This is a genomic window from Mycobacterium asiaticum, assembly GCF_001668675.1.
GTDB lineage: Bacteria > Actinomycetota > Actinomycetes > Mycobacteriales > Mycobacteriaceae > Mycobacterium > Mycobacterium asiaticum_D.
Genome location: NZ_LZKQ01000297.1, coordinates 1 through 14,820, shown reverse-complemented (window position 1 = coordinate 14,820; position 14,820 = coordinate 1). Strand labels below are relative to the sequence as shown.

General features: G+C 64.9%; 15 protein-coding genes and 1 pseudogene. 10 read left to right on the top strand and 6 right to left on the bottom strand.

Annotated features, from left to right (window positions below; translation table 11 throughout):
* Positions 1–55: 55 nt before the first annotated feature.
* Positions 56–559: a DUF2834 domain-containing protein gene (locus tag A9X01_RS24695; protein ID WP_065123237.1), complete on the bottom strand. Its 504-nt coding sequence runs from the start codon at positions 557–559 to the stop codon at positions 56–58.
* An 88-nt stretch (positions 560–647) separates the two neighbouring features.
* Here A9X01_RS24695 and A9X01_RS24690 point away from each other — a divergent pair, with 88 nt between their 5' ends.
* Together A9X01_RS24690 and A9X01_RS24685 are read left to right on the top strand one after the other, a co-directional pair.
* Complete coding sequence (locus tag A9X01_RS24690) at positions 648–1,259, top strand: TetR/AcrR family transcriptional regulator (protein ID WP_065123236.1); 612 nt, start codon at positions 648–650, stop codon at positions 1,257–1,259.
* Positions 1,260–1,346: 87 nt separating this feature from the next.
* A complete protein-coding gene (locus A9X01_RS24685; protein WP_065123235.1) occupies positions 1,347–2,927 on the top strand; it encodes a phytoene desaturase family protein in 1,581 nt (526 codons plus the stop codon).
* Here A9X01_RS24685 and A9X01_RS24680 read toward each other — a convergent pair.
* Genes A9X01_RS24680 through A9X01_RS24670 form a run of 3 tightly spaced genes read right to left on the bottom strand, consistent with a single transcriptional unit; the run spans position 2,924 to position 5,600 of the window.
* Positions 2,924–3,253, bottom strand: a complete 330-nt coding sequence (locus tag A9X01_RS24680; RefSeq protein WP_436405304.1) for a hypothetical protein — start codon at positions 3,251–3,253, stop codon at positions 2,924–2,926. The two genes, A9X01_RS24685 and A9X01_RS24680, sit on opposite strands and share 4 nt — an antisense overlap.
* A gap of 5 nt (positions 3,254–3,258) precedes the next feature.
* Positions 3,259–4,809 carry an MBL fold metallo-hydrolase gene (locus A9X01_RS24675; protein ID WP_065123233.1) on the bottom strand — a complete coding sequence of 517 codons (1,551 nt, stop codon included), beginning with the start codon at positions 4,807–4,809 and terminating at the stop codon, positions 3,259–3,261.
* Positions 4,810–4,868: 59 nt separating this feature from the next.
* Complete coding sequence (locus A9X01_RS24670; protein WP_065123232.1) at positions 4,869–5,600, bottom strand: phosphotransferase; 732 nt, start codon at positions 5,598–5,600, stop codon at positions 4,869–4,871.
* Between the two features lie 78 nt (positions 5,601–5,678).
* Between A9X01_RS24670 and A9X01_RS24665 the strand changes: the two genes are divergently transcribed.
* From A9X01_RS24665 to A9X01_RS24635, 7 genes are all read left to right on the top strand, one after another.
* On the top strand, positions 5,679–6,458 hold the full coding sequence (locus A9X01_RS24665) for a lysophospholipid acyltransferase family protein (protein WP_065123231.1): 780 nt from the start codon (positions 5,679–5,681) through the stop codon (positions 6,456–6,458).
* Between the two features lie 3 nt (positions 6,459–6,461).
* Positions 6,462–7,241: a lysophospholipid acyltransferase family protein gene (locus A9X01_RS24660; protein WP_065123230.1), complete on the top strand. Its 780-nt coding sequence runs from the start codon at positions 6,462–6,464 to the stop codon at positions 7,239–7,241.
* Positions 7,234–8,037, top strand: coding sequence for a lysophospholipid acyltransferase family protein (locus tag A9X01_RS24655; protein WP_065123229.1), 804 nt, complete (start codon positions 7,234–7,236; stop codon positions 8,035–8,037). Before A9X01_RS24660 ends, A9X01_RS24655 begins: the two co-directional genes overlap by 8 nt.
* A gap of 13 nt (positions 8,038–8,050) precedes the next feature.
* Positions 8,051–8,869, top strand: coding sequence for a Cof-type HAD-IIB family hydrolase (locus tag A9X01_RS24650; protein ID WP_065123228.1), 819 nt, complete (start codon positions 8,051–8,053; stop codon positions 8,867–8,869).
* 83 nt (positions 8,870–8,952) lie between these two features.
* Positions 8,953–9,750 (top strand): hypothetical protein, encoded by a 798-nt coding sequence (locus A9X01_RS24645; protein ID WP_253849378.1) that lies wholly within the window; start codon positions 8,953–8,955, stop codon positions 9,748–9,750.
* Positions 9,747–10,913 carry a glutathionylspermidine synthase family protein gene (locus tag A9X01_RS24640; RefSeq protein ID WP_065123227.1) on the top strand — a complete coding sequence of 389 codons (1,167 nt, stop codon included), beginning with the start codon at positions 9,747–9,749 and terminating at the stop codon, positions 10,911–10,913. Before A9X01_RS24645 ends, A9X01_RS24640 begins: the two co-directional genes overlap by 4 nt.
* 25 nt (positions 10,914–10,938) lie before the next feature.
* Positions 10,939–11,397 carry a DUF350 domain-containing protein gene (locus A9X01_RS24635; protein ID WP_065123226.1) on the top strand — a complete coding sequence of 153 codons (459 nt, stop codon included), beginning with the start codon at positions 10,939–10,941 and terminating at the stop codon, positions 11,395–11,397.
* A gap of 5 nt (positions 11,398–11,402) precedes the next feature.
* Here the strand turns inward: A9X01_RS24635 and A9X01_RS24630 are convergent, their stop codons facing one another.
* Positions 11,403–12,989 (bottom strand): PE family protein, encoded by a 1,587-nt coding sequence (locus tag A9X01_RS24630; protein WP_065123225.1) that lies wholly within the window; start codon positions 12,987–12,989, stop codon positions 11,403–11,405.
* A gap of 135 nt (positions 12,990–13,124) precedes the next feature.
* A complete protein-coding gene (locus tag A9X01_RS24625) occupies positions 13,125–14,369 on the bottom strand; it encodes a putative hexosyltransferase (RefSeq protein ID WP_155772268.1) in 1,245 nt (414 codons plus the stop codon).
* Between the two features lie 218 nt (positions 14,370–14,587).
* On the opposite strand from A9X01_RS24625, the pseudogene A9X01_RS24620 reads away from it, so the two are divergent.
* Positions 14,588–14,820 (top strand): annotated as a pseudogene (locus A9X01_RS24620) (hypothetical protein); the annotation flags it as partial.

The window sequence follows — 14,820 nt, the reverse complement described above, 5'->3', positions numbered from 1 at the left end:
GCCCCATCCGCCCCCCCCGAGGTGCTGGAGCCGGCCTGACCGGCTCGCGCACCCGCTACGAGACCAGAGCGTCGGCCGGCCCCCCCGCCCGTTCGTGCCGGCGCTGGCGTTCGATGGTGGCGAAGTAGAAGGCGAACGCGAACGCGAAGCTGGTGAACAGGCTGCTGACGAAGTACAACCACGGCCGCTTGAAACCACGCCGGTACCCGTCGGTGATCGAAAACAGCGGCAGCAGAATCACATTCGCAATCGTGTAATCCTGGCTGGCCGAGCCGGCCGCCGGGTTGGTGAACATCAGCTGGATGTACTGCGTCCAACTGCCGGGACCCCAGATCGGGTTGTGTGCCCCGGTGAATCCGTGCGGTGCGTACCCCTGCACGAACCGGATGTTGAAGTACCAGCCCAGCGCGATCGAGGCGATACCGACGACGTAGTAGACGATTTCCAGGGGTGAGAACAGCGGTCCGTCGGCGGGCCTGGCGTAGACCGCCGGGTTCGACTTGACGATCCACAGGATGACGGCGATTCCGAGCACAGCGTGGGCGATGAGTGACACCATGCGCGCAGTTTCGCGCTCTTGGCAAAGTTTTGTCAATATTGTCGAAACCCGGCATAGCGAATACTTGAACTTTTGGTACGTTGTCGCAATGGTCCGCCCAGCTCAGACGGTGCGCAGCGAACGCACCCGGGAAGCGTTGCGCCAAGCCGCGGTGGTGCGCTTCCTGGCCCAGGGTGTCGAGGAGACGTCGGCCGAGCAGATCGCCGCGGATGCCGGAGTCTCCCTGCGGACCTTCTACCGCCACTTCAACTCAAAACATGATTTGCTGTTCGCCGACTACACCGGCCTCAACTGGTTCCGCGCCGCGCTGGAAGCCCGGCCCGCCGACGAACCGGTCGTCGATTCGGTGCAGGCGGCGATCTTTGCGTTCCCGTACGACGTGGAGGCCGTCACCAAGATCGCCGCACTCCGAGGTGGTGAGGTTGACCAGGACCGCATCGTCCGGCACATCCGTGACGTGCAGGCAGATCTGGCCGACGCGATCCAGGTCCAGCTACAGCGCCGCAGGCGTCCGGGCACAGTGACCTCCGAAGCTCGGCTGCGCGCCACGGTGATCAGTCGGTGCATCGCGGCGGCCGTTTTCGGGGCGATGGAGGCGTGGATGGTCGGCGACGACCGGACACTCGGCGCGCTGGCCAAGATGAGCCACCTGGCGCTGGAGTCGCTGCGCGAGGGCATCGGGGACACCTGGTCCGACTGACCGCCCGACGGGACTTCCCGCCGCCAAGTTTCGTCATAATTGACAAAACTTGGCCGGCATGCCAGCCTCCACTCCGGGAGGTGGCGCATGTCTGAATCTGGCACCCAATACGACGCGATCGTCATCGGCGCAGGCCACAACGGGTTGACCGCGGCGGTGTTGCTGCAACGGGCGGGTCTGCGGACCCTGTGCCTGGACGGCAAGCTGTACGCCGGCGGCATGGCCTCCACAGTGGAACTTTTCGACGGCTATCACTTCGAGATCGCTGGTTCGGTGCAATTTCCCACCTCGCTGGAGGTCATCAGCGAACTCGGCCTGGACACCATTCCGACGGTCGACCTCGAGGTGATGTCCGTGGCGCTGCGCGGTGTTGGGGACGACCCGCTGGTCCAGTACAGCGACCCGATGAAAATGTTCGCCCACCTCAACGAGGTGCACGGCGCGGACGCGGTCGCCGGCATGGGCGGCCTGCTGATGTGGGCCCAGGCCCCGACCCGCGCCCTGGGCCGATTCGAGGCCGGCACACTGCCCAAGACATTCGACGAAATGTATGCCTGCGCCACAAACGAATTCGAACGCTCGGCAATCGACGACATGCTGTTCGGCTCGGTCACCGACGTACTGGACCGCTACTTCCCGGACAAGGACAAGCACGGGGCGATACGCGGTTCGATGACGGTGCTGGCGGTGAACACCCTCTACCGGGGCCCGTCGACTCCGGGCAGCGCCGCCGCGCTCGCCTTCGGGCTGGGGATTCCCGACGGCGACTTCATGCAGATGAAGAAGCTGCGCGGCGGGATCGGCGCGCTCACCGCCCATCTGGCGCGAGTGCTGGAAGAAAACGGTGGCGAAGTACGGCTGCGGTCCAAGGTCGGCGAGATCCTGGTCGCGGACGGCCGGGTGGCCGGAGTGCGCACCGAAGGGGGCGACACCTTTTCGGCCCCGATCGTAGTGTCCTCGATCGCGCCCGACGTGACGCTCAACGACCTCATCGACCCCGCCGTGCTGCCGTCGGAGATCCGTGACCGGTACTCGCGCATCGACCACCGCGGCAGCTACCTGCAGATGCACTTCGCCCTTGAAGAAGCGCCGCAGTTCGCGGCACCCTATGAGGCGCTCAACGACCCGACCATGCAAGCGTCCATCGGCCTGTTCTGCACACCGGAGGAAGTTCAGCAGCAATGGGAGGACTGCCGTCGGGGCGTCGTGCCGGCGGATCCCACCCTGGTGCTGCAGATCCCGTCGGTGCATGACCCGGATCTGGCCCCGGCGGGCAAGCACGCCGCTTCGGCGTTCGCACTGTGGTTCCCGATCGAGGGTGGTGCCCAGGATGAGGGACGTTACGGCCAGGCCAAGGTCGAGATGGGGCAGCGCGTCATCGACAAGATCACCCGGCTGGCACCGAATTTCGAACGCAGCATCATCCGGCACACCACCTTCACCCCCAAGCACATGGGAGTCATGTTCGGCGCGCCGGGCGGCGACTACTGCCACGGTCTGCTGCACTCCGACCAGATAGGCCAGAACAGGCCGGGCCCGAGAGGCTATATCGGACAACCCATCCCGGTGCACGGGCTGTACCTCGGCAGCGCCGGCTGCCATGGCGGGCCGGGGATCACCTTCACGCCCGGCTACAACGCCGGCCGGGCCGCCCTGGAAGATCTCTAACGGCGTTCGGCCAGCAGTTCCGCCAAGCAGGCCAGGAACTCGTCGGGACGCGCGGGTGTGAAGGCCGGCTTGGATCCCGGTATGTCCAGCGTGATCAAGGTGGACTTGAGCGGGCGGTACATGTCCAGCGGGAGCCAGCGGCGAAAGTCGGGGCTGCCCCAGACGTTGAATCGGACCGTGAACAGGCCCAGCGGCTCGGCCTTGTACGACCGGATCTGGTCCAGCCCGATCACCTTCGCCGTGCCCGACGGAAAGTGGTAGCGGCGCAACGTGATCGCCATCTGGTCCAGCTGGACCACGCCGTCGTCGTAGCACCGTTCGGCCATCGTGGTCATGCCCGGCTGCTCCGCAACTCGTGCCCGCGCGTGGTCAGACAGCGGCCGTCGGGCAGCCGCCATTGCCACCCGTGCAGGTTGCAGGTCAGGGTGTCACCCTCGATCACACCGAATTTCGACAGGTCGGCCTTCAGGTGCGGACACCGTCGCTGGATCTCCCAGCCGGCCATGGTGATCGACGCGGAGTCGTCGTGGGTCTCGGCGAACCACCCGTCTGCGTATGCGATCCGCTCGTCGGTCAAGCACTTGAAGAAGGTGTACAGGTATTCGTTGTAGCCGCCGACGCGCCAGGCCCGGAAGCGGGTGGACAGAAAGATGGTGTTGACCCAGTCCGGTTCGTTGTCGCGGAGCACCGTGCGCACCAACTCGGGTGCGATCGCGAATCCGTAGCGGAACTTCTCGTCCGGAATGCGTTCCCGCACCGCTCGTTTGGGGAAATCCAGAACCACCGTCTCGGGACCGATCACCAGTTCCACCGGGTAACCGATGCCGTCACAGATTTCGTTGCTGCCCAACATGATCGGCTCGAACAGCGCCCTTAGCGGTTCGAGCAGCGGCTCGCCGGTCGGCGCAGCCCAGCCGGCCTTCTCGGCGGCCAGGACGGGCGCCATCCGCTCGGCGTAGTCGGCGATGTAGGCCGCCTTGCCGGTGGTGAAGATCGCTTCGACCTCATCGGTGGGCAGGGGATGGGTCAGCGAGTTCAGCGCCGAACCGGTGAAGTCCGCGATCGAACCCGGCATCATCAGCAGGCCGCCGTCCTGACCATGGCGGTGCATCTGATCCAGGAACACCATCTGGTCGGGGAAGATGTTCGCCGGGTCGCGGCTGTCGTCGTTGAGGTGCCGCAGGTCTGGATCCAGGAAGCACGGCGGGCCGGCTGACGGCACCACCCACGTCGCGCCGACCTGGGCGATGTATTGGCGGGCACGGTCCATCTGGCGCTGCCGCTTCTGGGTGCCGAACGCCTCCTTGGCGCGGGCCGGCATGTCGTAGACCATCGGGTACCAGATCGCGCCCGAATATTGCAGCAGGTGCACGTCGATTTGACCGAAGTCGGCAGCCAGGATGTCCAGGTCGACCGGCCGCGCGTCGTTCATGTTGAACACCGTGGTGTCGCCATCGGAGACCACCAGCGCCGAGTCGCCGATCGGGCCGTCAGCCGGGGCGCGCAACGCGATGATCATGATGTCGAGATCGCCCTTGGGGCCCGACAGCCGGTGCTGCACCGAATTTGTGGTCTCGAAAAACCGGTGAAACCCCAGTTTCTCCAGTTCGCTGCGCAGGTCGGGTACCGGGAAGTCGGGCAGCAGCACGACCGCGTCCTTGTTCACGTGGTCGGTCAGCAGCCGGGCGTCGAAGTGGTCCCGGTGCAGATGCGACACGTACAGGTAGTCGCAGTCGCCCAGCGCGTCCCAGTCCAGCCCGCTGTTGTCCGGGAACGGGAACCACGACGCGAAGTACGCCGGGTTCACCCACGGGTCGCACAGGATGCTGCCCGCCCGGGTTTGGATCAGAAAGCCGGCGTGGCCGACGCTGGTGACCTGCACAAATACCCTTCAAATACCGTTGAAAAGACGCTGGGAGTTCGCCCCGAGTTTAGCTGGCGTCAAAGGTCCGGGTCTTGCCACAGCCGTCGGTAGTAGTCGATCCGGATCGGATCCGGTGCGACGCCGTAGGCGTTGAAGAACTCCGGCGTCCAGTCGTGACCTGGGTAGTTCCACCCGAGCGAAAGGGTGGCCACCGCGAGATCCGCCCATCTGTCGGCCACGCCCAGGTCCCCGAGGTCGACATGTCCGCAGTAGCGCCCCGTTTCGTCGATCAATGTGTTGGGGGCGCACGGGTCGCCGTGGCACACCACCAGCCGATCGATCGGCGGCGCATCGGGAAGGTGCGCCCGGTGCGCCGGGTGCAGCAGCGGTAACCGGCTCGCCACCGACCAGTCGAACGGGCACGACGACACCGGCAACGCGTCGTGCATGGTGCGTAACCCCGCCGCGATCGCCCGCACCGCGATCGCCGGCTCTGCCTGCCAGCGCGGGTGCACCGCGGACAGCCCCGGCAGACCCAGGGTGCGCAGCCACGCGCAGCCCTCGTCGACCCCGAAATCCAGCACCGTCGGCACCGGGATGTACCTCCCCGCCCAGCTCAGGCGATGTGCCTCGGCGGTGAAATCGATCGAGTACTCGGCGCCCACCTTGATGAATTCGGCCCCGGAGTCCACCCGGAAGGTGACATCGCCCAACTCGTTGCGCCAAACCGCGCGCACCGGTCTGTCGGCCGCCAGCCGGCGCACCACCGCGGGCACCGCCGCGGGCGGGAAATTAGCTGGGTAGCTCACCGATGATCCCGTCTCGTCGCACGTCCGGTTTCCACCACTTCAGGTGCATGCCAGCCGAGCGCACTAGGCTGATCTGCTGTGGAACCGGCATACGGCACTGCCATTACTCTTGCCCGCCTGATATTTCGTCTACAGGGTCTCAAGATCACTGTGACGGGGGTAGAGAACCTGCCCACCAGCGGCGGTGCCGTGGTCGCGATCAATCACACCGGCTACCTGGACTTCACCCTCGCCGGCCTGCCGGCCTACCGGCAGGGCCTGGGCCGCAAAGTGCGGTTCATGGCCAAGCAGGAGGTCTTCGATCACAAGATCGCCGGCCCGCTCATGCGCTCGTTCCGGCATATCCCGGTGGACCGCGATAGCGGCGCCGCGTCATATGCCGCGGCGGTCGAGAAGCTCAAAGCCGGTGAACTGGTCGGCGTCTACCCCGAGGCCACGATCAGCCGCAGCTTCGAGATCAAGGAATTCAAAACGGGCGCGGCGCGGATGGCGGTGGAGGCCGGTGTGCCGATCGTGCCGCACGTCATCTGGGGCGCCCAGCGGATCTGGACCAAAGGCCATCCACGGAAGTTGTTCCGGCCCAAGGTGCCGATCCAGGTGATCGTCGGTGAACCGATCGAGCCCACGCTGTCCACCGCCGAGTTGACCGCGCTGTTGCACTCCCGGATGCAGCACCTGTTGATCCGGGCGCAGGAGCAGTACGGCCCGCACCCGGCGGGCGAGTTCTGGGTGCCGCACCGACTCGGTGGCGGCGCGCCGTCGTTGGCCGAGGCGGCCCGCATGGACGCCGAGGAGGCCGCGGAGAAAGCGGCGCGCCGTGCCGAGCGAGCGCATCCGTCCGGAGCGCCGGAGCAGTGACCGATGGCGGAGCCCACCTATCGCGCCTGCGAGATCCTGGCCCAGTTCCTAGTTCTGGCAACCGGAACCCAGATCACGTACCTGGACGAGGAGTACATCCCGGAGCGCGGCGGGGCGGTCGTCGCCATCAACCACACCAGCTACGTCGATTGGTTGCCGGCGGGATTGGCGATGCGCCGACGTGGCCGTCGGCTGCGTTTCATGATCAAAGCCGAGATGCAACGCGTCAAGATCGTGAACTTCCTGATCAAACGCAACGGCGCCATTCCGGTGGACCGCAGCTCCGGCGCGGACGCCTACACCTTCGCGGTCCGGGCGTTACGCGAGGGCGAATTGGTAGCGGTCTATCCCGAGGCCACGATCAGCCGCAGCTTCGAACTCAAGGAGTTCAAGACGGGTGCCGCGCGGATGGCCGTCGAAGCCGACGTTCCGATCGTGCCGCTGATCGTCTGGGGCACGCAGCGCATCTGGACCAAGGGTCACCCGAAACAGTTGGGCTACAACAAAATACCGGTCACTGTCGCGGCGGGATCGCCGATCCGTGCCGTAGCCGATATCTCCGCGACCGGCCAGACGCTGCGCTCGTCGATGACGGCGCTACTGGACCGGGTGCAGCGGGACTACCCGCATCCGGCGGGCGCGTACTGGGTACCGCATCAGCTCGGCGGTGCTGCGCCGACGGTGGCGGAAGCAGCGAAAATGGACGCTGACGAGAAGAATGCGGCGAGGGCCGCACGCCGGACACCGCAGCGGAAGCGGGGAGGAGAGTCGACACATGGCTGAGCCGTTCTTCCGGTTCATGGAATTCTTCGTTCCCTCGGTCGTTGCGCTGAACGGAAACAAGATCACGTATCAGGGGCTGGAAAACATCCCCGAGAGCGGCGGCGCGATCATCGCCCTCAACCACACCAGCTATGTCGACTGGATCCCGGCATCGCTCGCCGCGCTGGAACGCAAGCGGCGGCTGCGGTTCATGATCAAAGCCGAGATGCAGGAGGTGAAAGCGGTCAACTACGTGATCAAGCACACCCAGTTGATCCCGGTTGATCGCAGCCTGGGTTCGGAGGCATACGCGGTTGCGGTGCAGCGCCTCAGGGAAGGCGAACTGGTCGGGTTGCATCCCGAGGCGACGATCAGCCGCAGCTTCGAACTGCGGGAGTTCAAGACGGGTGCCGCACGGATGGCGATCGAGGCGCAGGTGCCGATCGTGCCGATGATCGTTTGGGGCGCGCACCGAATCTGGCCCAAGGACCATCCGAAGAGATTGCTGCGCAACAAGATTCCGATCGCCGTCGCGATCGGTCCGCCGTTGTGGCCGCAGGGCACCGCCGAGGAGTTCAACGCCGTACTGCGCCAGGCGATGGAGTCGATGCTCTACTGGGTGCAGGAGCGCTACCCGCATCCCAAGGGCGAATACTGGGTGCCGCGCCGGCTCGGCGGCAGCGCGCCCACCCCGGATGAGTCCAGGGAATTCCGCATCGCCGAACTGGCCGAGCGGGCACAGAAGCGGGCGCAAGAAGGTGTGGGGTCCAAGAGGCGAAAGAGGGCGACCCCCGCTGACGACACCGGCAAACTCTGACCGACGGAACCTATTGCTCAACCATCCTGCACTCATCGGGTGCGACGTTGACGGCACCCTGTTCGACGACGACGAAACCCTCAGCCCGCGCACTCGCGCCGCGGTGCGCGCCGCGGTCGACGGCGGAGCACATTTCGTGCTGGCCACCGGTCGACCGCCGCGCTGGATCCGGCCGGTCGTCGACGCACTCGGCTTCGCGCCGACGGCGGTCTGCGCCAACGGCGCCGTGGTCTACGACCCCGAAAACGACCGGGTGATCTCGGCACGCACGCTGGCCGTCGACACCCTCGCCGCCCTCGCCGAGATCATCGAGGGCGCTATCCCGGGTGCGGGGCTGGCGGTGGAACGGATCGGTGAGCGCGCCCACGACACCGCAACGCCGCAGTTCGTCAGCTCGCCCGGCTACGAACATGCGTGGCTCAACCCCGACAACACCGAGGTGTCCGTGCAGGACCTGCTCAGCGCGCCGGCGATCAAGCTGCTCATTCGCAAGGCGGGCGCGTCCAGCGCGGAGATGGCCCGCGCCCTGGCCCCGCACATCGGCGACGAAGGTGACTTGACCTATTCCACCAACAACGGCCTGCTGGAGATCGTGCCACGGGGTACCAGCAAGGCCAGCGGCCTGCGGGAGGTCGCCGAGCCGCTGGGGATCAGCGAGGCGGAGATGATCGCCTTCGGTGACATGCCCAATGACGTCCCGATGTTGCTGCGGGCCGGGCGCGGTGTGGCGATGGGCAACGCGCACCCCGAGGCGCTGGCCGCAGCCGACGAGGTGACCGCCCGCAATTCGGAGGACGGCGTCGCCCGCGTCCTGGAGCGTTGGTGGTCTTAGCCACCCTGCCCACCTTGGCCGCGAGGATGTGGGAGACTGCCCGCGTGTAGCGCGACGACCGGAGGGGACCGGGAGGACAGCTAGTGGGGTCAGAAGAAGACCCGCGGGAAGGCAACGAGTCCGCGGAGGGCAAGCCCGACGATCTCGAGGAGATCGAGCGCAAAAGAAATGCCCGCGCGGACGGCGTCACCGAGCAGTTCGACCTCGGTGAGATCGAACGCAAGCGGAAGGCTCGCGAGGCGGATGCCGCCGCGCAGCCCAAACCCCCGAGCGACCGTCCCGCCCCGGAACGGCCCCGCAAGAGCTCGCTGGGCGCGAACCGCAAAGACGGCCCCGGCAAGGTGCCCGACGCGCCGCCCAAACTCAAGCCGCTCGGCAGTATCCAGTTCCAGGACGCGGCCACCACGAAGCCGCGGCCGCCGACCCCGGCGGAGTTGCGCGCCCGGCGGAAGTACGAGGACAAGCAACGCGAGCTCGAGGAAATACGGGTCGCTGCGGAGGCCAAGCGTCAGCGGCAGAAGCGGATCCTGATGGGTTCCGCGGCCGCGGTGGGTGTGGTCGGTCTGGTCGCGGGCGTGGGGTACTGGTTGCTGTCGCCGAATCACGTCACCGCCCAGTGCGTCCGGGACGACCCGAACGGTCAGCCGGTGATCGTTCCCGACAGCTACTGCACCGGTCACACACCGGGTCTCAACGGGTTCTTCTTCTGGGGCGGGCATTCTTACCGCTATTACTACGGCAGCTCCGGGTCGGTGGGGCAACGGCCGGTGGGCGGCTCGACGACCCTGCCGAAGGGCGCGACCGTCACCACCAAGTCCGGCACCACGATTCAGCGCGGCGGCATCGGTGGCAGTGGCGGCAAGGGCGGCGGGGGCTCGTGAAACGCGGCCGGACGCCGCCGCGGCCGAACTGGCAGTCGATCGTCGAATCGCAAGGGCTCGTGTACGGGACGCCGGCGCGCGATGCGGGGGGCGCGGATCGGCCGTACTGGGATGAGTCGGTCTACTACGAATTCGAGATGGACGAGATCCTGGCTCTCGAGGCCGACGTGGAATTGCTGCACTCGATGTGCCTGAACGCCGTCGAGCAGGTAATCCTGATGGAGCGGTACGCGGATTTCGGTCTGCCGGAATGGAGTTGGCCCCACATCGCCGAATCCTGGCGCCGATCCGACCCACATGTGTACGGCCGCTTCGATTTACGCTACGACGGGCGACGGCCGGCGGTGCTGCTCGAGTACAACGCCGACACGCCGACCACGCTGCTGGAAGCGGCGATCCTGCAATGGTATTGGCTCAAGGACAAGTTTCCCGGCGACGATCAGTGGAACTCGTTGCACGAACAGCTGGTGGACCGCTGGAAGGCGGTACGAGACCTGTTGCCCAGCAACGAGTTGCACTTCTCCTGGTCCGGTGTGGAGGCGACCGGTGAGGATCAGATCACCACGACCTACATGCAGGAGACCGCCGCGGAGGCGGGCTTTCAGACCGTCGGGCTGTTGATCGAGGACGTCGGCTGGGACTCCGCCTTGGAGCGGTTCGTGGATCTGGAAGAGGATCCGATTCAGGCAATCTTCAAGCTGCACCCGTGGGAGTGGGTGCTGGATGACCAGTTCGGCAAGTACGTCGTTTCAACGCTGCCGCAGACGATGTGGATCGAGCCGTTGTGGAAGACGCTGCTGTCGAACAAGGCGATCCTGGCCGTGCTGTGGGAGATGTACCCCGGCCACCCCAACCTACTGCCCGCATACCTCGACGACCCGCACGAACTCACCGAGTATGTGCGCAAGCCCAAACTCGGTCGTGAGGGCGCAAACGTCACCATCGTGGGCGCCGGCATGGAGACCGCGACCGGCGGCTTCTACGGCGAGGAAGGTTTTGTCTACCAGTTGCTCGACCCATTGCCCGAATTCGACGACATGCGGCCCGCTCTCGGCGCCTGGATCGTCGGTGACACCTCCGCGGGGCTCGGTATCCGCGAGACGGCCGGGCTCATCACCGACGACGGCGCCGCATTCGTGCCGCACCGAATCCCGCTCAGGTAAACCGGAACAAGGGAGTTGATCTTCGATGACGACAAGCATTGTGGCGCTGCCGCACTCGGATTACTGGACCTGGCTCGGTGGCGGTGCCGCCGCCATCGTCCTGTATTCCATCCTTGGGCTGGTCCTGATGGTCGTCGGGTTCTACGCCATTGACCTGACCACCCCGGGACCGCTGCGCAAGATGGTCAATGCCGGTAAACCCAATGCCGTGATCGTGGCTGCCGCCGGGATGGTCAGCATGGCGCTCATCGTGGTGCTGGCGATCTACTCATCGTCGGGCAAGCTCGGTGAAGGTCTGCTGGCGTCGGCGGTGTTCGGGTTGGTGGGTATCGCGGCGCAGGTGTTGATGATGCGCATCGCCACGGTGGTGATCGGTATCGACATGGACCTGTTGTTCGAATCGGACGAATACCGTTGGGAGTCGCGCATAGTGGCCGCAGCGCAGTTCGCGCTGGGCATTATCGTGGCGGTCGCGATTCTCTGAGTCGGCTACCCAGGGGGCCTGATCGCCAGCGCAAGCTGCTGCGGGACGTAGTTGACCAGCAGCGGCCCGAGTCCCATGAACGGCGTTCCCAAGACGGTGACGTCGATGTCGGGAATCGGACCGACCAACGGGATCGAGTAATCGGGGACCCCGACCGTCGCCGTGAGGTAGTGCGGTTGAACGAGCAATCCGTCGAACGGCACGTGCGGAGTGACGGAGACAGTGTGGGGAAGTTGGAGTGTCCCCCCAGGGATCGGAGGTAGGGGGAACGGAAGGGGGGTCTCGGGAATGACTATGTCTTGCAGACCCGTCGGCACCAGGATGGTCTCGTTTACGATCACTTGGCCATTGAGGAAGCCGTTGAGGATATTGGCCGGTGCATCGATGAGCGTGCTGAGGGCACCTACCACATTGCCCGACGTGATGGCCTGGTTGAACGTCACCAAGCTCGCCGTGAAGGCATCCAGCGCCGCAAACGGCGGACCCGCCAGGGCATAGGTGATAACCAACGGCAGGCTGTACGTCAGGCTCACGAACCCGGTCTGCGGGGCAAGGAACGGAAGTACCAGGCGCGCTTCGACGTTGGTGGCGGTCAACGCACTCAATACGTTGGTGAAGTTCTGCGATATCTGCCTGGGTATGGATGGCGGCATCTGGTTAGTGAGGTATTGCGCCTCTTGTGCGGGGATATTCAGGATCGTGAAGAAATCTTCTAACGGGCCAATCGGCTTGGGGTAGGCCGTTCCCGTCAACGTAAGCGTGTTGATGTCGAAATTGATCGAGTAGTTGCTGGTGTCGTATCCCGTTATCAACAGATCCCGGTAGGCCCCAGCGAGCTGAGCTATGGCCGCGTTGTAATTGCCGGTCGTGATGAGCGTTTGAAACGACGTCTGAACGCCCGTTGCAAACGCGGGTAAGCCGGCCACCAAACCAGTCAGACCACTGGTTGCTGAGGTGACAAATGTCTGCGCGAAGCCGGCCTGGGTGGCGATGAATTGCTGTATGCGGGCCGCGGCATTGAAGTTCAGCACCTGCTGGATGGCGGCCGGGATGGTAGTCGGGAGGTTCGCGACGGTCGCCGGGAAGTTCTGGATGGCGCTGGCGAAACCTGTGATTGCCTGCTGCGCGTAGGACAGCTGGTTGGCGACGACCTGCCGCAAGAACGGGAACGGGTTGGCGGCCCAGCCGTTGCCGAGCGCTTGCAGGTTGTTGGCGGTATTGACCACCAGTTGGGCGTACGCCCCACCGGGGACTGTGGCTGCCGTCCCCACCGGGCTTCCGGTCGGCGCGTTGGCCAAAGTCTGTGCCGCATTGGCGATTTCGGCCCCGGCGTACGCCGCCGCGCTCATGTTGAGCAGCCTTACGAACTCGGCATGGAAGGCCACGCCCTGGGCGCTGAGGGCTTGAAACTCTTCGCCGAAGGCACCGAACGCCCGGGAAATGGCGACCGACACCTCGTCGGCGGCCGCCGCGGCCAGGCCGGTGGTGGGGCTGGCCGCCGACGCGGTTGCCTGCTCCAGTGTCGAACCGATGCCGGCCAGATTTTCGGCAGCCGTCGTTACCCAATCTGGCATGGTGACCACGAATGACATGGCCGTTTCCTCTCGACGAAATCTCCGAGGTGTGCCTGCGCCCGTCAGACGATTTCGAGCCTAAGGTCCAATGGGCCGAGCGCGTTGGAGTTTGGCCTAATTGCCTGTGCAGCAGTCGTTTCGTGGCCGTCCGAGCTATCCGGCGAAATCCCGGGTTACGAACAGCAAGTGGATGATTACCGTTTGCGCGAAAAGCATCGCGATTCCGGCGCCCAACACCAGCGCCCTTCCCCTCCGAACGTCGCCGCAAATTAACGCCAGAGCGACATAGATACCCAGACACGGGAGCGCATAGCGGTGTACCGCCACGAAGCTGCTGTTGATCGTGAAGAACACCAAGGAACACAAACCGAAGATGCCGAGCGGAACGCCCTTGCCCCGATACACGCGGAGCAGGTATAGCGAACAACTCAACAGCAATGCCAGGCAAAGTAGGGGGATCGAGTAGTTGACGACTATGTCGTTGTCGATCGGCCGCTGACCGCTGACGGCGCGGACCGTCTCCCGGGCCGACCGGAAAATCGAATAGGCAAAGTTCGGCTCGAAATTGAGGTAGCCCCACGCTTTGGTGGATTGGTATGCGCTGAACATGCCGAGAAAGTTGCCGCGCACCGTCCATAGGTACGTCCCGTACAGCACGAACCCGATGGGGGCCAGCAGAAAATAAGCGGCGTTGCGGTTTGCTGCCTTCTTGATGCTCCAGTCGTACGCCCGCAAGTACTCCAAACCACACAGACCGACGAAGAGAAGCGCCGGTAGCCGGGTGGCGGTGAGGAACGCGAGCGTGATGGCCATGAACGCCCAACGCCGGCGCAGCGCAAAGGCATACGCCCAGAAGCCGAGTGCGACGAAGACCGCTTCTGTGTAGAAGAGATGCATGAAGACCGCGGCTGGGGCTGCGAGAAACAGCGCCACCGTGGCGTAGCGGAACTTTCTGATCTCGAACTCGCGTGAAATGCTCAGTAGCGCGGCGATTGCGAACCCGAGGGCAACGGTGTTGACGAATAAACCGAGCGCTGCGTTCGGAATGACATGGAAAGTCAGCACCGACAGCGCGCCTACGATAAGCGGGAACAGCGGATAGAACGCGGCCGACGCCGGGTTGATCTGATAATGCTCGTGCAGAATGTTCGAATACCACTGCGCGTCCCACAACATTGTGTGATCCAAGAGCGCCGCACGATCTGGTGACAAAACGGCACCGAGAATCGTCATCAGCACTTGCCACAGCACGGCAATGGCGAGACCGACGGCTACATCCGAAGTAACCCATCCAGGCGTGCGGCGCGCGGGTTTTGTGCGCTTCTCGAGATCGGCACCGGAAATGGGTGGGACTGTTGGGGTCGGTGCTGCAAGAGTGAGCAGTTGCTCGGACCCCATCGGCACACAGCCTCCCTCGACAGTCTTGGGAACAAGATTGACCACGCTACCCAGGTAGCGGTAACTGCACTACTTACCCATTTGGGGGGCCGGTCACACCCGCGCGCATTAGACGCAATGGACCCGATGGCGGTTCCATGCTCAAAGCTGTTGCATAACTTCGCATTCGGCGCCGATCGTGCGGCATATCTTGTCGTACGCAGACGTAGTATTCGAACATGCTTTCGAGTTCGCGTGAGGAGGTCGTGGGGGCCCTCGACGCGCTCGATGCCGGCGTGGATCGGGTGTGCGGGTTGTCCTTCGACGCGATCACCACACCCGAGCGGCTCAACGCTTTGGAACGCCTGGAGCGGGCGGTGCGTCAGTTGCGTTCTCCGCAGCACGGGTTGATCAACGAGCTCGGCGCTCAAGCCAGCAAGGAAGAGTTGGGTGGCACGCTCACGTGCGCGTT